Source organism: Metapseudomonas boanensis, from assembly GCF_018704125.1.
In the GTDB taxonomy this organism is placed as follows: domain Bacteria; phylum Pseudomonadota; class Gammaproteobacteria; order Pseudomonadales; family Pseudomonadaceae; genus Metapseudomonas; species Metapseudomonas boanensis.
In genome coordinates this window covers 116,488-134,348 of record NZ_JAGTIS010000010.1, presented here as the reverse complement: position 1 = coordinate 134,348, position 17,861 = coordinate 116,488, and the positions used below count along the sequence as shown (strand labels likewise).

The window sequence follows — 17,861 nt, the reverse complement described above, 5'->3', positions numbered from 1 at the left end:
AAGGCGCTGCCCGCCTTTGTGCGGCGGCACCAACAACGTCGTCAGGCCAGCAGCGCCTGAATCTCCGCATACATCGCCTCGGGAATCCTCACCCCCTCCACTGCACTGCGCGCCCGCGCCTCATAGCGCCGCTGCGATGGCAGCCGCGCGCCCTGCCCGAGCATGCCTTCGAACACCGCCTCTGCCCGCTGCAAATGCTGATCGGCTTCGGCACCGAGGATGCGCCGCGGGTCGATGGCGATGATCAGCTCGCCGCCATAGGGAGACGAGCGGGTGCCCTCGTCGAAGGCCAATGATTCGGCACTGGTCAGGTCACCGATCATGGGCCCGGCGATCAACTCGACCATGGCAGCCAGAGCCGAGCCCTTGTGCCCGCCGAAAGTGAGCATGGCGCCGTTGAGCGCGGTGAGCGGGTCGGTGGTGGGCTGACCGTCCTGGTCGATGCCCCAACCCAGCGGAATCGGTTTGCCGGCGCGGCGATGCAGGTCGATCTCCCCACGGGCAGCGGCACTGGTGGCAAAGTCGAAGAGGAATGGCGGCTTGTCAGGCCGCGGCCAGCCGAAGGCGATGGGGTTGGTGCCAAACAACGGCCTGATGCCGCCCGCCGGTGCCACCCAGGCATGGCTGGGTGTGAAGGCCAGGGCCACCAGGCCCTGCTCGGTGAGCGGCTCCACCTCTGGCCAGAGTGCCGAGAAGTGCACGCAGCGGTTGATTGCCAGGATCGCGATGCCGGTGCGCCGTGCCTTCTCCACCAGCAGCGGCAGACCGGCCAGGTAAGCGCATTGTGCAAAGGCTCCGTGGGCATCTACGCGCACCACCGAGGGTGCGCAATCGAATACCTCCGGCTCGGCTGTGGGCGATACCTTGCCTGCCTTCAGCGTCGCGACGCAGCCGGGTAGCCGGTACACCCCGTGGCTGGTGCAGCCATCGCGCTCACCGGCCAGGATAGTGCCGGCCACGGCCAGCACATGGGGCTCGCTGAAGCCATGCCGGCGCAGGATGGTTTCCACCAGTTCGCGTACCTGGTCGAGGGTCATCTGGATCATTGGCGTCTCTCCTCTGTAGCCATCGGCCACAGTGGCGGTTCACGACAAGATCCGCTTGACCCCATTCCCCCCGGGCGATGCCGATTTCAGCACAGCGCCTCAAGCCACCTGCAACTGAGCCCGCAGCAAGCCCAGCCGCACCAGCAGCCAGGGCATCAGCGCGGCGACGAACAGCCCCATCAACAGGCCACGCAGTCCCTGCCAAGCCTGGCCTTCGAAGGAAAGCGCCACGCCGATCTGCTTGAGCGCCCATTGCAGGCCGAGGAACGCCAGCGCACCGAGAACGGCCGCCAGCAAACGACGCCAGGCCGCTACCTCCACCGAAAAGTGGACATGGCGGTAGCCGTAGAGCACACCGACCATCAGCCCCGCCAGCAGCGGCACGTAGGACGGTGGCAGGCCATACCAGGTGACGTAGGCGAGCGCTGCCACCGCGACGATCAGCGCCAGATGCACCCAGGCTGGGGCTTCGCGCCAGCCCTTCCAGGTATGCAGCGCGCCGAAAGCCCCGAGGGTCGTAATGCCGAGCGCCGCACCGCCCAATACGTCCTCGATGTCATGAGCGCCCAGGTACAGGCGACTGAAGATGATCCCGGCCACCACCACGGCGCTGAGCAACCAGAACCAGCCACGACGTACCTCGTAGGCCAGCCAGCACCAGAGCACCACGGCAATCTGCGCATGGCCGCTGGGCAGGCCGAAACTCTCGCCCACGTCATGGTCCATGCGCAGGGCGACGTCCGGTCGCGGGTCCTGCCAGAAGTCCTTGAGCCAGGCATTGGCCAGCGCGGTGATCGCCACCAGCACCAGCAGGCGCAGGAACACTGTGCGGTTCCAGGCCCAGTAACCCAGCGGCAGGAAGAAGAGGATGAACTTCTCGTACCCCAGCAGGGTGAAGAAGCGCATGGTTGGGGTCAGCCAATCGCTGCGCAGCGGCAGCACCCAGTCCAGGTTGTGCAACAGCTCGTTCATGGACGGTCCTTGAGCGTCTAGGGCGAAGGCCGCCACTGATACTGCACGCAGGGGCAACCCAGCAAGGGCGGATTCGGACAATTCGAATCACCGGATGGCAAGGTCCATCAGCCGCCATGTGGTCCGGGTATTCGTCGAGCTGCGGTTGGCTGCCGCCAGCACCGACCGCTGCCTAAGATGGACCCCATCCCAACACACCGGAATGCCCGCCGTGAGCCTTGTCATCCGTACGCTGTTGATTGCCAACCGAGGCGAAATCGCCATCCGCATCGCCCGCGCCGCCGCCGAATTGGGCATCCGCAGCGTGGCGGTGTTCGCCGAAGACGACGCGGCCTCACTGCATGTGCGCAAGGCCGACTTTGCTGTGCCGCTCGCCGGAAGCGGTGCTTCGGCCTATTTGGACAAGATGCAGCTGGTGGAGATCGCCCGCGCCCATGGCTGCGATGCGGTGCACCCCGGCTATGGTTTCCTCAGCGAGAATGCAGAGTTCGCGCGGCACTGCGAGCAGGCCGGCATCCTATTCGTCGGCCCCTCGCCGGAGGTGCTGGAACTGTTCGGCGACAAGGCCCGCGCACGCGAACTGGCCGCTCGATACGACGTGCCCTTGGCCGCCGGCAGCAACCGCGCCACCAGTCTGGAAGAGGCTCGCGCCCACTTGGAAAACGGCCCGATCATGCTCAAGGCCCTGGCCGGCGGCGGCGGGCGTGGCATGCGCGCAGTACGCGAGGCCGGCGAACTGGAGCAGGCCTATCAGCGTTGCCAGTCCGAGGCCCGCACTGCCTTCGGCAACAGCGACCTCTACATCGAGCGCCTGATCGAAAACGCCCGGCACATCGAGGTGCAGGTCATCGGCGATGGCCAGCAGGTCAGCCATCTCTGGGAGCGTGATTGCAGCCTGCAGCGACGCCACCAGAAAGTCATCGAGATCGCTCCCGCGCCGCTGCTCGATGCGGAACTGCGCCAGCGCATCCTCGACGCCGCCCTGAACCTGGCCCGCGCCTCCGGGTATCGCGGGATCGGCACCTTCGAGTTCCTCGTCGATACGGCACGTGACGATTTCGTGTTCATGGAGGCCAACCCACGCGTCCAGGTGGAACACACCATCACCGAGGCCATAACCGGCGTCGATCTGGTGCAGACACAGCTGCGCCTCGCCGCGGGCGCCAGCCTCGCCGAGCTCGGCCTGCTGGACCCCGCGGCCCCGCGCGGCTTCGCCGTGCAATTGCGGATCAATCTGGAAAGCATGCAGGCTGACGGCAGCGCCCGTCCGGCGGGCGGGGTGCTCAGCGCCTATGAGCCGCCGAGCGGCCCAGGCATCCGCGTCGATGGCTACGGCTACGCCGGCTATGCCACCAGCCCCTGCTACGACTCGCTGCTGGCCAAGGCGATCGTCCAGGGTGACGACTTATCCACAACCCTGCGCCGCGCCTACCGCGCACTCTGCGAATTCCGCCTGGAAGGCGTCGCCAGCAACATCCACTTCCTGCAGAACCTGCTTCGCCGGCCCGAGCTGGCGAGCGAGCGCCTCGACACGCGCTTCATCGAACGCCACATCAGCGAACTGCTGGCCGCGCAGCCGGCCGCCCATCCGCATCTGTTCTTCAGCGGTGGAACCGCCGTGGATAGCCGCCGGGAGCAGGTCGACGCACCGCCCGGCTGCGTGCCGCTGATCGCACCGAGCCAGGGCGTGCTGGTCAGCCTCGACGTACAGGTCGGCGACAGCGTTGCCGCCGGTCAGGACGTGGCCGTGCTGGAGGCGATGAAGATGGAATTCGTGGTCAAAGCCGGCCAGAGCGGCATCGTCCGCGCGCTGGCCGCCGCGCCAGGTGCCAGCCTGTTCGAGGGAGCACCGCTGCTGTTCCTCGAACCCGCCTTGGTGGACGGCCCCAGCGTCGCGACCGAAGAAAGCCGCGACCTCGACCACATCCGTGCTGATCTGGCCGAAGTGCTGGAGCGCCAGGCCATCACCCACGACGAACGCCGACCGGACGCTGTGGCCAGGCGCCGCAAGACCGGCCAGCGCACCACTCGCGAAAATCTTGACGACCTGCTCGATGCAGACAGCTTCATCGAATACGGTGCCTTGGCCCTGGCCGCCCAGCGCCGCCGCCGCTCGCTGGAGGATCTGATCCAGCAAAGCCCGGCCGATGGCCTGGTGGCCGGGCTGGGTACGGTCAATGCCGACCTGTTCGGTCCCGAGGCGGCGAGCTGCATGGCGATTGCCTACGACTACACCGTCTTCGCCGGCACCCAGGGGGTGATGAACCACAAGAAAACCGACCGCATGCTCAGCCTCGCCGAGCAGTGGCGCCTGCCGCTGGTGCTGTTCGCCGAAGGGGGCGGTGGCCGACCGGGCGATACCGATTTCGTCGGCGTGGCCGGACTGGACTGCCACACCTTCGTCGGCATGGCCCGGCTATCCGGCCTGGTGCCGCTGCTCGGCGTGGTGTCCGGCCGCTGCTTCGCCGGCAACGCCGCACTGCTGGGTTGCTGCGACGTGATCATTGCTACCCGCAACGCCAGCATCGGCATGGCTGGCCCGGCCATGATCGAAGGTGGCGGCCTCGGCAACTTCAAGGCCGAAGAGGTCGGCCCGACCTCGATCCAGGGCCCCAACGGGGTGATCGACGTGCTGGTGGAGGATGAGGCCGAAGCGGTGCGCGTGGCCCGGCAGTACCTCTCGTACTTCCAGGGGCCACTCAAGGACTGGGCCTGCGCCGACCAGCGCCAGCTGCGCCACGCCATCCCGGCAAACCGTCTGCGCGTCTACGACATCCGCTCCCTGGTCGACACCCTCGCCGACCGGGATTCGGTGCTGGAGCTTCGCCGCGCCTTCGCACCGGGGCTGATCACCGCACTCATCCGCATCGAAGGCAAGCCCTTCGGCCTGCTCGCCAATAACCCCACCCACCTCGGCGGCGCGATCGACGCCCAGGCCGGCGACAAGGCCGCGCGCTTCATGCAGCTGTGCGATGCCTTCGACATCCCCATGGTTTCGCTGTGCGACACCCCCGGCTTCATGGTCGGCCCGGAATCCGAGAAGCAGGCCACGGTGCGCCATGTGTCGCGCATGTTCGTCGCCGCCGCCAGCCTCAGCGCGCCATTCTTTACCGTGGTGCTGCGCAAGGGCTATGGCCTCGGTGCCCAGGCCATGGCGGCGGGAAGCTTTCATTCGCCGCTGTTCACCATTGCCTGGCCCAGTGGCGAGTTCGGCGCCATGGGCCTGGAAGGCGCGGTGCGCCTGGGCTTTGCCAAGGAACTGGCGGCCGTTGAAGACTCCGCCGAGCGGCAGAAGCTGTTCGACAAGATGGTCGCCAAGGCCTACCAGAACGGCAAGGCGATCAACATGGCCAGCTTCCTGGAGATAGACGCCGTGATCGATCCGGCAGAAACCCGCGCCTGGTTGCTGCGCGGGCTCAATGCTGCCGCCCGGTCCACGCCGCGCGACGGCAGGAAGCGTCCCTTCGTCGATACCTGGTAACCCGGAGCCCTTCAATGCACCCACTCGAACACCGCCTGCTGGCCGTCAACGGCATGACGCTCAGCCTCTATATGGCCGGCCCGACCGAAGGGCAGCCAGTCTGGCTGCTGCACGGTTTCCCCGAATGCTGGTACTCCTGGCACCAGCAAATCGAACCGCTGGCGGCGGCCGGCTACCGCGTCCTGGTGCCAGAAATGCGTGGCTATGGCCAGAGCAGCGCCCCGGAAGCGATCGAGGACTACGCCCTGCTGACCCTCTGCGCGGACATCCAGGCCGCCATGGACAGCCTCGGCCAGGCCCAGGCCTGTGTGGTCGGTCACGACTGGGGGGCGCCGGTCGCCTGGCACCTGGCTCTGCTGGAGCCGCAACGCATCAAGGCCATGGGCGCCATGTCGGTCCCCTTCGGCGGCCGCCCCAAACGACCCGCCATCGAAATCATGCGTGAAGCGAATGCCGGCCGCTTCAACTACATCCTCTATTTCCAGGAACCTGGCGTGGCAGAAACCGAGCTCGACGCCGACCTCGACCGCAGCCTGCGCCTGCTGCTCAGCGACCTGGGCGACGCCATGCTGCGCGACAAGCCCGCCGACGCCCGCCTGCTGGACGGCCTGAGCGAATCGCCAGCGCTGCCGGGCTGGTGCGATGCCGAGGAGTTCGCCATCTATCACCGCGCTCTGGCCGAGCACGGTTTTCGTGGACCACTCAACTGGTACCGCAACTTCACCCGCAACTGGCAGCAGACGGAACACCTCGCCGGTCGACAGATCGAGCAGCCCGCGCTGTTTCTGGTTGGCGACCTGGACCCGGTGGCCCGGCTGGAGGCCTACACGCTCAAGCGCATGGCTGACCTGGTGCCACGCCTCGAGCAGCATCGGCTGCCCGATTGCGGCCACTGGATCCAGAACGAATGCCCTGCGCAGGTCAATGAGCGTCTGCTGGACTTCCTCGCGCGACAGTATCCGGCGTAGGCGATTACCCCTTACGGCGCGAACAGGCTGACACGGTGTTTGGGCAGTTCCGGGTGCATCAGGTAAACTTCCGCATCTTTTTTTCCTATAACGATTCGCCTGATGCCCACGACGTTCCATGAGATTCCCCGCGAACGCCCCGTAACGCCCCTGCTTGACCGCGCGGCGACGCCGGATCAACTGCGCCGGCTTGGCGAGGCAGAGCTGGAAACCCTGGCCGACGAACTGCGCCAGTACCTGCTCTATACCGTCGGCCAGACCGGCGGGCATTTCGGTGCCGGGCTGGGCGTGGTCGAGCTGACCATCGCCCTGCATTACGTCTATGACACACCCGACGACCGGCTGGTCTGGGACGTGGGCCATCAGGCCTACCCGCACAAAATTCTCACCGGGCGCCGCGAGCAGATGGGTACCCTGCGCCAGAAGGACGGCATCGCCGCCTTCCCGCGCCGCGTGGAGAGCGAGTACGACACCTTCGGCGTCGGCCACTCCAGCACCTCCATCAGCGCCGCCCTGGGGATGGCCATCGCCGCGCGCATGCAAGGCTCCAGCCGCAAGTCCATTGCCGTCATCGGCGACGGTGCGCTGACCGCCGGCATGGCCTTCGAGGCGCTCAACCATGCTTCGGACGTTCAGGCCGACATGCTCGTGATCCTCAACGACAACGACATGTCGATCTCGCACAACGTCGGCGGCCTGTCCAACTACCTGGCCAAGATCCTCTCCAGTCGCACCTACGCGAGCATGCGTGAAGGCAGCAAGAAGGTGCTGTCGCGCCTGCCCGGCGCCTGGGAAATCGCCCGTCGCACCGAGGAATACGCCAAGGGCATGCTGGTCCCCGGCACCCTGTTCGAGGAACTGGGCTGGAACTATATCGGCCCCATCGACGGCCACGACCTGCCCACCCTGGTCTCCACGCTGCGCAACATGCGTGACCTCAAGGGTCCGCAGTTCCTCCACGTGGTGACCAAGAAGGGCAAGGGCTTCGCCCCGGCCGAAGCCGACCCGATCGGCTACCACGCGATCACCAAGCTGGAGCCGATCAACGCTCCGACCGCACCGAAGAAAGCCTCCGGTCCCCGATACTCCAACGTCTTTGGCCAATGGCTGTGCGACATGGCCGGGCAGGACCCTCGTCTGGTGGGCATCACCCCGGCGATGAAGGAAGGCTCTGACCTGGTCGCCTTCAGTCAGCGCTTCCCTGACCGCTACTTCGACGTCGCCATTGCCGAACAGCACGCCGTGACCCTGGCGGCCGGCATGGCCTGCGATGGCGCCAAGCCGGTGGTGGCGATCTACTCCACGTTCCTGCAGCGCGGTTACGACCAACTGATCCATGATGTCGCGGTGCAGAACCTCGACGTTTTGTTCGCCATCGACCGCGCCGGCCTCGTCGGCGAGGACGGCCCAACCCATGCCGGCAGCTTTGACCTCTCCTACCTGCGCTGCATCCCCGGGATCCTGGTGATGACGCCCAGCGACGAGAACGAGCTGCGCCTGCTGCTGACCACCGGCTACCAGTTCGAAGGCCCCGCCGCCGTCCGCTACCCGCGTGGCAGTGGCCCGAACGCGCTGATCGATCCGATCCTGGCGCCAGTGGAAATCGGCAAGGGCGTGGTCCGTCGCCGCGGCCAGAAAGCCGCCCTGCTGGTGTTCGGCGTGCAACTGGCCGAGGCGCTGAAGGTGGCCGAAGGCCTCGACGCCACCGTGGTCGACATGCGTTTCGTCAAACCTCTGGACGAAGCCATGGTGCGCGAGCTGGCTGGGAGCCACGAGTTGCTGGTGACGATTGAAGAGAACAGCGTGATGGGTGGCGCCGGCGCCGCCGTGAGCGAGTTCCTCGCCCGCGAAAATCTGGTCAAGCCGATCCTCCACCTTGGCCTGCCGGACTACTACGTCGAACACGCCAAGCCGGCGGAAATGCTCGCCGAATGCGGTCTGGATGCCGCGGGTATCGAAGCATCGATCCGCACGCGGATGGCCTTGCTGGACCAATGACCCCGTAGGAGCGAGCTTGCTCGCTCCTACGGGGCGCGCGCCAGTAGCTGGCACAGCGCCTCCATCGCCCCCAGCATCTGGAAACTCGGCCGCTCCAGGCCGCGATCGGGCACGGGCCAGACTTGTTTGTTGCGCACCGCCGCCAACTGCGGCCAGGCCTCCCAGGCCTTGACCTGGGCGGGCTCGCTGACCAGGATGACCTGAGGATTGCGCTGCAGCACGGCTTCGACACTGACCTGCGGTGCCGGCAGGGCTAGCTCGGCAAAGACATTCTCAGCCCCGCAGACGCGCAACGCATCACTGATGATCTGCTGGCCGCCCAACGTATAGAGCGGCTGATCCCACACTTGATAGAAAACCGGAAGCGGCACCGCGCGGCGGTAACGCTGGCGCAACTCGGCGAGCCCCGCTGCGAACCGCTCTGCCAACTGGCGCCCCTTTTCCGGCCGACCGATACGTGCGCCGATCTCGGCGAAGGCTCCGGCCAGTTGCACGAGGTCGCGCGGAGCCACGACCAACTGCGGGACGTCGAGCTTGCGCAACTGCTCGCGGCCGGCGGCACCAACGCTATCGGGCCAGAGCAGCACCAGATCGGGCTTCAGGCTCAGCAGGCTTTCTGCCTGCAGCTGGCCATAGCGTCCAACCGAGGGCAGGCCAGCCAGGGCGGCCGGTCGTTCTCCGGCATCGAGCACGCCGACCAGCATGTCGCCCGCCTCGAGTTCGAGCATCACCTCGCTCAGCGACGGCGCCAGGCTCACCACCCGCAACTGGGCCGCAGCGGGCAACGCCAGGCAGAGCAGCAGGAGAGCGGTAAGCCGGCGCATCAGGCGAGTTGGCGGGGAATTCGATAGAGGTAGAGCAACACGACGCTGCTCAAGGCAAGGAGGAACAGGGCGACGCCATTGAGGCCGACGAATACGCCCAGGGCGGCGATCCAGGCCGGCAGTCCCGCGGCCAGGAAAGCGCGGCGCCGGCTGTTGGCCAGGGCTTCCCAGGCTGCCGGTTCTTCAGGTCCGTCCAGTGCGGCCTCAGTCGCCACCAAGGCGCGCTTGTAGCCGCTGAACAACCGCAGACTGAGGAACATCGAGGCCAGCCCGGCTATGAACATCGGCATCTGCAGCACGGGCAGCAGAGGTTCACGATCGCCGAACAACAGGCTGACCAGGAACAGCGGCGACAGGGTCAGGCCCAGCTGGCACCACCAGGCCGCGGACAACCGGCGGCGAACCTCGGGCCGGCTCAAGACTCGGCTTCCGCCTGATGCAGGTTGCCGAGCATGTGCCCAAGCTTGCCGGCCTTGGTGGCCAGGTACTTGCGATTATGCGGATTGAGGCCGGTCTGCAGCGGGACTCGCTCGGCCACATTGAGGCCGTAGCTTTCCAGCGCCTTGACCTTGCGCGGGTTGTTGGTCATCAGCTTCACGGCGGTAATGCCCAGGTGCTCGAGCATCGGCTGGCACATGGCGTAGTCACGCTGGTCAGCGCCGAACCCCAGGCGCTCGTTCGCTTCCACGGTATCCGCCCCACCATCCTGCAGCTCATAGGCGCGGATCTTGTTCAGCAGGCCGATACCGCGCCCTTCCTGACGCAGGTAGAGGAGCACGCCGCGGCCTTCATTGGCGATGGCACGCAGGGCTGCCTCCAGCTGGAACCCGCAATCACAGCGCAGGCTGAAGAGCGCATCGCCGGTCAGGCATTCGGAGTGCAGGCGGCCCAGCACGGGCGCACCGTCGGCCACCTCGCCAAGGGTCAGGGCTACGTGTTCCTTGCCATTGGCCTCATCGAGGAAGCCATGCATGGTGAACACGCCGAAAGGTGTGGGCAGCTGGGAGGCGGCGACAAAGACGACAGACACCGAGAAACTCCTGGAGATTCGCAAGGCCGGCATTGTAGCAGCAGCACTATCCGGCGAGTCAGATTGAATGGTTGGGGATAAGTATCGAATTGGTCGATCACGGCCACGGCGGGCCCCTAGAATTTGGACTCCAGCATCAGCACACCTTGTTCTTCGCGCCAACGGACACGGTTGAGAAAGCTCATGCCCAGCAGCACGTCGACCGGGGCCCCGCCCTCGATGACTGCGCCTTCGACGCCAAGCACCTCGATGGCCCCGACCTTGACGCGGTCGAACTTCACGCGCCAGGCGTTGACGGTACCTGCTGCGGTACTGGCCTTCATCGGCAGCCCGGTCACCCGGTAATCGATGCCCAGGCGACGTGCCTGGTTCTCGTTCATCGCCACACTGGTCGCGCCGGTATCGATCAAAAATTGCACCGGGTGGCCATCGATCGAACCCGCCACCTGGAAGTGGCCATCGTTACCGCGAGCGACACTCAGCTGCGTCTTCTGCGGTGAGCCGGTGCTGCCCATCTCGTTGTATTCCCGGGACAGCCCATAAGCGCGCTCGACACCGTCGACCCGCAGCACCGCGCCCTTGCTGTCGGCGCTGATCACCTGGACGCCGCCCGGGCCAGTCTGCCCGACCTTCACCAGCTTGCGCTGGCCGTCGACGTTGATCACCGCGGCGCCGGGAAAAAGCCCGACGACCTGCACCTGGGCCGCTCCGGCGAAGTTCGCAACGGTCAGCAGGATGAGGGCTGCCAGGTATGACTCACTGCGCGGCATGGGGCGTCTCCAGGTCCTTGTCGAAGGGGTAAGGCTGCTTCCAGCGTTTGAACAGTGGACGCAACTCGCCACTGGCGACCAGTGCCGTCAGCCTTGGTATGTTGCGGCCAGACTTCACTGGCCAGGCGAATTTCACTTGACGGTAGGTCTTGTGCCCGCGCCACGGGCAGGACGAGGCAGGCGATCAGAACACCCAGTATCCAATGGCGCATCACCCGCCCTCCCGCAGGCCCCCTCCCGACGAATGCTCCCTGGAGCCTTAGGCCAGGCCCCAGATAATCAGCTGCATTGCCAACCAGGCGAACACGCCGGCCAGCACGTCATCGAGCATGATCCCCACGCCGCCATGGACGTGACGGTCGATCCAGTGGATCGGCCAGGGCTTGACGATATCCATCACCCGGAACACTACAAAGCCTAGCAGGAGCCAGTGCCAGCCTTCCGGCACCAGCCAGAGGGTGATCCACATGCCGACCATCTCGTCCCAGACGATGCCTTCATGGTCATGCACGCGCAGGTCATCGGCCACCTTGCCGCAGAGCCAGAAGCCAAACAGCATGGTCACCCCGAGCATCAGCCAGTAGCCCCAGTCGGGCAGCATCTGCCACAACGGGATGAACGGCAGCGCCACCATCGAGCCCCAGGTGCCGGGCGCCTTGGGCAATGTGCCGGAACCGAAACCGAAGGCGATGAAATGCCAGGGGTTGCTCCATACCGAATGGGGGATCGGCTGTGTAGAGGCCGATTCGCGATCAGTCACCTTGACTCCCGAAATGTTGATAACCCAGCGCTGGTGGCCGTGATTCGTTCCCGGCCGCGTCCAGCAGATGGACGCCCTGCCCGGCCTCGACCCGGCCAACCACGCGGACATCCGGCCAGGCGGCCTGGACGGCAGGCAGTTCGTTCGCGGGAAGGGTAAAGGCCAGGCGGTAATCATCACCACCGGCCAACGCACAGTTGAGCGCGAAATCCCTTGGGAACAGTTGTTGAAGGGCTGGCGACAGAGGCAGGCGCGCGGCCTCTACCCACAGCGCCACAGAAGACGCCGCGGCGATATGGCCACAGTCAGCCAACAGGCCATCGGAGATATCCAGCGCGGCAGTCGCTCGCCCGCGCAAGGCTTGGCCCAGGGCCAGTTGGGGCTGCGGGGCCCAGTAGCGCTGCAGCAGGTAATGCGCCTCGGGGCTGCTGTCCTCGCGCTCCCCCAGCACCAGCGGCAAGGCGCCGGCACCATCACCCAGGCTGCCACCGACGCAAAGCAGGTCACCTGGGCGTGCCCCGGCGCGGGTCAGGGCGCGACCGGCCGGCACGCGGCCGAAGACGGTGAGGGTCAGGCTCAGCGGGCCACGGGTGGTGTCGCCGCCAACCAGGCTCAGGTGGCAGTCGCGGGCCATGCTGGACAAGCCGAGGGCAAATTCCTCGAGCCAGTCGACCCGGGCATCGGGCAGGGTGAGCGCCAGGGTGAAGGCCAGGGGCGTGGCGCCCATGGCGGCCAGGTCACTGGCGGAAACTGCCAGGGCGCGCTGGCCGAGGCGATAGGGGTCGGCGTCCTGGGGGAAATGCACCCCGGACACCAGGGTGTCGGTAGACACTGCAAGCTGTTCGCCGGCCGGCAGGTGCAACAAGGCACAATCATCGCCGATGCCCAGGGCAATGCCTTCGCCTCCGGCCGCACAGGCGGCAGAGGCGAAGAAGCGACGGATCAGCTCGAACTCACCCACAGGCCAGGCTGCGATCAGCGCTTGCCGCCACGGACTTCCGCTGCACGAAGGCGCGGAGCCAGCTTGTCCAGCACGCCGTTGACGAATTTGTGCCCGTCGGTAGCGCCGAACACCTTGGCCAGTTCGATACCTTCGTTGATGACCACGCGATAAGGCACATCGACACGGTTCATCAGCTCGTAGGTGGACAGGCGCAGGATCGCCAGTTCGACCGGATCAACTTCCTCGAGGGCGCGATCCAGGCAGGGCAGGAAGGCTGCGTCGATCTCAGTCTTCAGGCGGGGCACGCCGTGCAGGATCTCGTGGAAGTAGGCGCCGTCGACGGTGCTGAAATCGTTGTCGACGCGGAACTGCGCCTCGATCTCGTTGAGTGCCTGGCCGGCGATATGCCACGAGTACAGCGCTTGCATCGCCAGGCTGCGGGCCTGGCGACGGGCTGCGATCTTGCCTTTCGGTGCCTTGGGCGCCGAACCGTCTGCGTTGCTCACTTGGCCTCCAGGGCAGCCAGCAGGCTGACCATCTCCAGGGCGGACAGGGCAGCTTCAGCGCCCTTGTTGCCTGCTTTGGTGCCGGAACGCTCGATGGCCTGCTCGATGGAGTCGACGGTGAGGACGCCGAAGGCGACCGGAACGCCGAACTCCATGGAAACCTGGGCCAGGCCCTTGGTGCATTCACCGGCTACGTATTCGAAGTGCGGGGTGCCGCCACGAATGACCGCGCCGAGGGCGATGATGGCGGAGTACTCGCCTTGCTGGGCGACCTTCTGGGCTACCAGCGGGATTTCAAAGGCGCCTGGAGCGCGAATCAGGGTGATGTCGTCTTCACGAACACCGTGGCGAACCAGGGCGTCTACGGCGCCACTCACCAGGCTTTCGACGACGAAGCTGTTGAAACGGCCGACCACCAGGGCATAGCGGCCTTTGGGGGCGATGAAGGTACCTTCGATGGTCTTCAGGGACATGGGCGAGTTCTCGTCAATTAAAGAGCGAGGGCCCCGACCATTCTTTGGCCGGGGCCCTGCGGGTCATTCAGCGGGCAAGTATTCTACAACTTCCAGGTCGAAACCGGATATCGCATTGAACTTCATCGGCGAACTCATCAGGCGCATCTTGCGCACCCCGAGGTCACGCAGAATCTGCGAACCGGCACCCACGGTGCTATAGGTCGTCGGGTTGGTGACCTTGGCATCCGCACCGAGCTGACGCTCCAGGTGGGCCAGCAGCTGCGGACCGGTCAGCGGATTGCCCAGCAACAGCACCACGCCGCTGCCGGCCTTGGCCACGGCGGACATGGCGGCCCGCAGGCTCCAGCGACCAGCCTGGTTGACCATGAACAGGTCGCGCAGCGGGTCCATGTTGTGCACCCGCACCAGGGTCGGCTCATCGGGGCTGATGGTACCCAGAGTCAGGGCCATGTGGATGTCGCCTTCGACGGAGTCGCGGTAGGTCACCAGGTTGAAGTGGCCCACTTCGCTGTCCAACGGTTGCTCGGCGATGCGCTCGATGGTGCGCTCATGGATCAGGCGGTAATGGATGAGGTCGGCGATGGTGCCGATCTTGATCCCGTGCTCGGCGGCGAAGGCCTCCAGCTCGGGGCGACGGGACATGGTGCCGTCGTCATTCATGATTTCGCAGATCACACCGCTGGGCTCGAAGCCCGCCATACGAGCCAGGTCGCAGGCCGCTTCGGTGTGGCCGGCACGGGCCAGCACGCCGCCCGGCTGGGCCATCAGCGGGAAGATGTGACCGGGGCTGACGATGTCCTCGGCCTTGGCGCTCTTGGCGGCGGCTACCTGCACGGTGCGGGCGCGGTCAGCGGCGGAAATGCCGGTAGTCACGCCCTCGGCCGCTTCGATGGAGACGGTGAACTTTGTGCCGAAGCCGGAACCGTTGCGCGGTGCCATCAGCGGCAGCTTGAGCAGCTCGCAGCGTTCGCGGGTCATCGGCATGCAGATCAGGCCGCGAGCGAACCTGGCCATGAAGTTGATGTGCTCGGCTTGCACGCACTCGGAGGCCATGATCAGGTCGCCTTCGTTCTCGCGATCCTCGTCATCCATGAGGATGACCATCTTGCCCTGGCGGATGTCTTCGATCAGTTCATCAATCGTGTTGAGAGCCATGGGCCCTCCTTATGAATTCAGTGTTTGAGGTAGCCGTGTTCGGCCAGGAAGCTTTCAGTCAGGCCGGACGCCTGGGGCTCCGCAGCCTTGTCGCCCAGCAGCAGGCGTTCCAGGTAGCGGGCCAGCAGGTCCACCTCGAGGTTGACCCGGCGCCCGGGCCGGTAGTCGGCCATGATGGTCTCGCCCAGGGTGTGCGGGACGATGGTCAGCTCGAACTCGGCACCATTCACCGCGTTCACCGTCAGGCTCGTGCCGTCGACGGTGATCGACCCTTTCAGGGCAATGTATTTCGCCAGTTCACGCGGTGCGCGGATCCTGAATTGAACGGCACGGGCGTTGTCTTCCCGCGCCACGACTTCGCCGACGCCGTCGACATGGCCGCTGACCAGATGGCCGCCAAGGCGGCTCGAGGGAGTCAGGGCCTTTTCCAGGTTGACTCGGCTGCCTGGCTTGAGGTCGTCGAATGCCGAACGGGCCAGGGTCTCGCGGCTGACATCGGCCCAGAAGCCGTTGCCCGGCAGCTCGACGGCGGTCAGGCAGACGCCATTGACCGCGATGCTGTCGCCCAGCTTGACGTCGCCCAGGTCCAGCTTGCCGGTTTCCACCAGGACGCGGACGTCACCGCCCTTCGGGGTCAGCGCGCGAATGGTGCCAATGGCTTCGATTATGCCGGTGAACATGGGGCCTCCAGGGCTAGAACCAGGCCGGCGCGGGCCGGCAGAAGACGCATTATAGGCGCCCTCCCCTCGCCCGCGCTCAGGCAGGCCGCCGGCGTCGGTAGGGATTGGACTGTTGCTTGTGACATCGATGGAACTCCTGTTTCGTGAAAAACAGGGCTTTCGGATCGAATGGGATATACGCAGGCACGAAGGTACCTGAGCCTATGCAGGCAATCCCGTTCTCTCTTCATCCGGACTGTTACCGTCGGCCCTGGGATCTCACCAGGTCTGCTGACCCTGCCTGGGAGCCAGCCCACGATTTGCTGCGCGTCGGCGATACGGCGTTAAAAACAGCCTCGGAATGCTCATTTACAGTCGTAAACTCCGCTTCCTCGGTTGTTTGATTCGCTGGCGCTCCCCCTTCGGGCCAGCCTATGGCTGTTACTCCCGTTGGTCGTTGCACCTTGTCTCGCTCTAGCTCGCCTAATCGTGAGAAGGCTCTTGCAAGCAAGCGCTCGCGGGCTCTGCGCCTTGCGCGCAATTACCGCCGGTGGGGACTTGCACCCCGCCCTGAGAACGTTTCAGCCATGCATTGAACATGACTGGCAGGCGTTTTATCACAGTCACGGGGAAGTTGCATCGCCCCATCGCGCGATGCGCCCAGGCCAGTGTTCAGCTGTCGCGGCGAGGCACGGCGATGACGCGCCAGTCGTCGCCGACCGCACGCATCTCGAGGATTTTCAGTTCTGGGGCCTCGGCCATTCGCGCCAGCGGCCAGTCCAGCAACGGGCGCGCGCTGGAGCCGAGGAACTTGGCGGCGACGAACAGCTGGTACTCATCCACCAGCCCGGCACTGGCGAACGCCCCTGCCAGGCGCGGTCCGGCTTCGACCAATACCTCGCTGGCTCCACGCGCGGCCAGCTCCCGCAACAGTTGGCGCAGATCGACCTGGCCATCCATACCCGGGACGCACAACAGCTCATGACCCGCCGCCTTGAAAGGCTCACCTGACTCAACTGCGGCACAGGTGGCCACCAACGCAGGACCTGCCTGAAAGAACGGAGCATCGAGTGGCACCCGCAGGCGGCCATCGACCAGCACCCGCAGTGGCGGACGACTGAGCGCCAGGGCAGTGAGCTCGGCATTCAGCCCCAGCTCGTCCGGACGCACGGTAAGGCGCGCGCCATCGGCCAGAACCGTATCGGCACCCGTCAGCACCACACTGGAGCGAGCCCGCAGGCGCTGTACCGCAGCGCGTGCTTCGGGGCCGGTGATCCACTGGCTCTCGCCGCTGGCCATGGCCGTGCGACCGTCCAGGCTCATTGCCAGCTTGACCCGCACAAAGGGCAGGCCCTGCTCCATGCGCTTGATGAAGCCAACGTTGAGCGCCCGTGCATCGGCCTCGAGCACGCCGCTCTGCACATCGATGCCCGCATCCGCCAGGCGCTTGAGGCCACGGCCAGCCACCTGCGGGTTGGGGTCCTGCATGGCAGCCACCACCCGGGCGACACCAGCAGTCACCAGCGCATCGGCGCAGGGTGGCGTGCGACCGTGGTGACTGCAAGGCTCCAAGGTGACGTAGGCGGTGGCACCGCGAGCAAGGTTGCCAGCCTGGCGCAGGGCATGCACTTCGGCATGGGGTTCCCCGGCACGGACATGCCAGCCTTCGCCCACGATCTGCCCGCCGCGCACGATGACACAACCTACGCGGGGGTTGGGATGGGTGGAATAGATGCCTTTGCGCGCCAACTCGAGGGCGCGGGCCATGTAGGCCTGGTCGTTGCTGTCCATTAGTCTTTCGATGGCTCGCGGGCCAGGCGTTCGATTTCCTCGCGGAATTCGTTGAGGTCCTGGAAGCGGCGGTAAACCGAGGCGAAGCGAATGTAGGCGACCTCGTCGAGCTTTTGCAGCTCGGCCATCACCAGTTCACCCAGGACCCTCGACTTCACTTCGCGCTCACCGGTGGCGCGCAGCTTGTGCTTGATATGGGCAATGGCAGCTTCGAGGCGTTCGACGCTGACTGGCCGCTTTTCGAGCGCACGCTGCATGCCGGCACGCAGCTTGTCCTCGTCGAAAGGCTGGCGGCTGCCGTCCTGCTTGATCAGCCGGGGCATGACCAGTTCGGCGGTCTCGAAGGTGGTAAAGCGCTCCTCGCAAGCCAGGCACTCGCGCCGACGGCGCACCTGGTCGCCCTCGGCAACCAGCCGTGAATCGATGACTTTGGTGTCGTGGGCGCCGCAGAAGGGACAGTGCATGGCGTGGCAGCAGGCATT

18 protein-coding genes are annotated in these 17,861 nt (G+C 65.9%); 3 read left to right on the top strand and 15 right to left on the bottom strand.

What is annotated here, in order from left to right:
• Positions 1–41 precede the first annotated feature (41 nt).
• Positions 42–1,046 (bottom strand): Ldh family oxidoreductase, encoded by a 1,005-nt coding sequence (locus J7302_RS18135; RefSeq protein ID WP_215377802.1) that lies wholly within the window; start codon positions 1,044–1,046, stop codon positions 42–44.
• 99 nt (positions 1,047–1,145) lie between these two features.
• A complete protein-coding gene (locus J7302_RS18130) occupies positions 1,146–2,018 on the bottom strand; it encodes a phosphatase PAP2 family protein (RefSeq protein ID WP_215377800.1) in 873 nt (290 codons plus the stop codon).
• A 211-nt stretch (positions 2,019–2,229) separates the two neighbouring features.
• On the opposite strand from J7302_RS18130, the gene J7302_RS18125 reads away from it, so the two are divergent.
• The 3 genes from J7302_RS18125 (at position 2,230) to dxs (ending at position 8,465) form a co-directional block, all read left to right on the top strand.
• The gene (locus J7302_RS18125; RefSeq protein ID WP_349814463.1) at positions 2,230–5,499 is read left to right on the top strand and encodes an acetyl-CoA carboxylase family protein; all 3,270 of its coding nucleotides are present in this window, start codon (positions 2,230–2,232) and stop codon (positions 5,497–5,499) included.
• A gap of 14 nt (positions 5,500–5,513) precedes the next feature.
• Positions 5,514–6,467: an alpha/beta fold hydrolase gene (locus J7302_RS18120; protein WP_215377798.1), complete on the top strand. Its 954-nt coding sequence runs from the start codon at positions 5,514–5,516 to the stop codon at positions 6,465–6,467.
• Positions 6,468–6,569: 102 nt separating this feature from the next.
• The gene (gene dxs / locus J7302_RS18115) at positions 6,570–8,465 is read left to right on the top strand and encodes a 1-deoxy-D-xylulose-5-phosphate synthase (protein WP_215377795.1); all 1,896 of its coding nucleotides are present in this window, start codon (positions 6,570–6,572) and stop codon (positions 8,463–8,465) included.
• A 26-nt stretch (positions 8,466–8,491) separates the two neighbouring features.
• Here dxs and J7302_RS18110 read toward each other — a convergent pair whose 3' ends face one another.
• The 13 genes from J7302_RS18110 to nrdR all read right to left on the bottom strand — a co-directional run bounded on the left by J7302_RS18110 (position 8,492) and on the right by nrdR (position 17,843).
• Positions 8,492–9,289 carry a cobalamin-binding protein gene (locus J7302_RS18110; RefSeq protein ID WP_215377793.1) on the bottom strand — a complete coding sequence of 266 codons (798 nt, stop codon included), beginning with the start codon at positions 9,287–9,289 and terminating at the stop codon, positions 8,492–8,494.
• Positions 9,289–9,708, bottom strand: a complete 420-nt coding sequence (locus J7302_RS18105; protein WP_215377791.1) for an MFS transporter — start codon at positions 9,706–9,708, stop codon at positions 9,289–9,291. Before J7302_RS18105 ends, J7302_RS18110 begins: the two co-directional genes overlap by 1 nt.
• Positions 9,705–10,319, bottom strand: a complete 615-nt coding sequence (gene ribA / locus J7302_RS18100) for a GTP cyclohydrolase II (RefSeq protein ID WP_215377788.1) — start codon at positions 10,317–10,319, stop codon at positions 9,705–9,707. The genes J7302_RS18105 and ribA overlap by 4 nt, the downstream gene beginning before the upstream one ends.
• 116 nt (positions 10,320–10,435) lie before the next feature.
• Positions 10,436–11,089: a retropepsin-like aspartic protease family protein gene (locus tag J7302_RS18095; RefSeq protein WP_215377786.1), complete on the bottom strand. Its 654-nt coding sequence runs from the start codon at positions 11,087–11,089 to the stop codon at positions 10,436–10,438.
• The gene (locus J7302_RS18090) at positions 11,076–11,225 is read right to left on the bottom strand and encodes a hypothetical protein (RefSeq protein WP_215377784.1); all 150 of its coding nucleotides are present in this window, start codon (positions 11,223–11,225) and stop codon (positions 11,076–11,078) included. The genes J7302_RS18095 and J7302_RS18090 overlap by 14 nt, the downstream gene beginning before the upstream one ends.
• 123 nt (positions 11,226–11,348) lie before the next feature.
• A complete protein-coding gene (locus J7302_RS18085) occupies positions 11,349–11,849 on the bottom strand; it encodes a phosphatidylglycerophosphatase A family protein (RefSeq protein ID WP_215377782.1) in 501 nt (166 codons plus the stop codon).
• The gene (gene thiL, locus J7302_RS18080; RefSeq protein ID WP_215377780.1) at positions 11,842–12,810 is read right to left on the bottom strand and encodes a thiamine-phosphate kinase; all 969 of its coding nucleotides are present in this window, start codon (positions 12,808–12,810) and stop codon (positions 11,842–11,844) included. The genes J7302_RS18085 and thiL overlap by 8 nt, the downstream gene beginning before the upstream one ends.
• Before the next feature lie 14 nt (positions 12,811–12,824).
• A complete protein-coding gene (nusB, locus tag J7302_RS18075; protein WP_215377778.1) occupies positions 12,825–13,298 on the bottom strand; it encodes a transcription antitermination factor NusB in 474 nt (157 codons plus the stop codon).
• On the bottom strand, positions 13,295–13,771 hold the full coding sequence (gene ribH, locus J7302_RS18070) for a 6,7-dimethyl-8-ribityllumazine synthase (RefSeq protein WP_215377774.1): 477 nt from the start codon (positions 13,769–13,771) through the stop codon (positions 13,295–13,297). The genes nusB and ribH overlap by 4 nt, the downstream gene beginning before the upstream one ends.
• Positions 13,772–13,834: 63 nt before the next feature.
• The gene (ribBA, locus tag J7302_RS18065) at positions 13,835–14,929 is read right to left on the bottom strand and encodes a bifunctional 3,4-dihydroxy-2-butanone-4-phosphate synthase/GTP cyclohydrolase II (RefSeq protein WP_215377772.1); all 1,095 of its coding nucleotides are present in this window, start codon (positions 14,927–14,929) and stop codon (positions 13,835–13,837) included.
• Between the two features lie 17 nt (positions 14,930–14,946).
• A complete protein-coding gene (locus tag J7302_RS18060; RefSeq protein ID WP_215377768.1) occupies positions 14,947–15,609 on the bottom strand; it encodes a riboflavin synthase in 663 nt (220 codons plus the stop codon).
• A 651-nt stretch (positions 15,610–16,260) separates the two neighbouring features.
• Positions 16,261–17,379, bottom strand: a complete 1,119-nt coding sequence (gene ribD, locus J7302_RS18055; RefSeq protein WP_215377766.1) for a bifunctional diaminohydroxyphosphoribosylaminopyrimidine deaminase/5-amino-6-(5-phosphoribosylamino)uracil reductase RibD — start codon at positions 17,377–17,379, stop codon at positions 16,261–16,263.
• Positions 17,379–17,843, bottom strand: coding sequence for a transcriptional regulator NrdR (nrdR, locus tag J7302_RS18050; RefSeq protein ID WP_044872644.1), 465 nt, complete (start codon positions 17,841–17,843; stop codon positions 17,379–17,381). Before nrdR ends, ribD begins: the two co-directional genes overlap by 1 nt.
• Between the last annotated feature and the right edge of the window lie 18 nt (positions 17,844–17,861).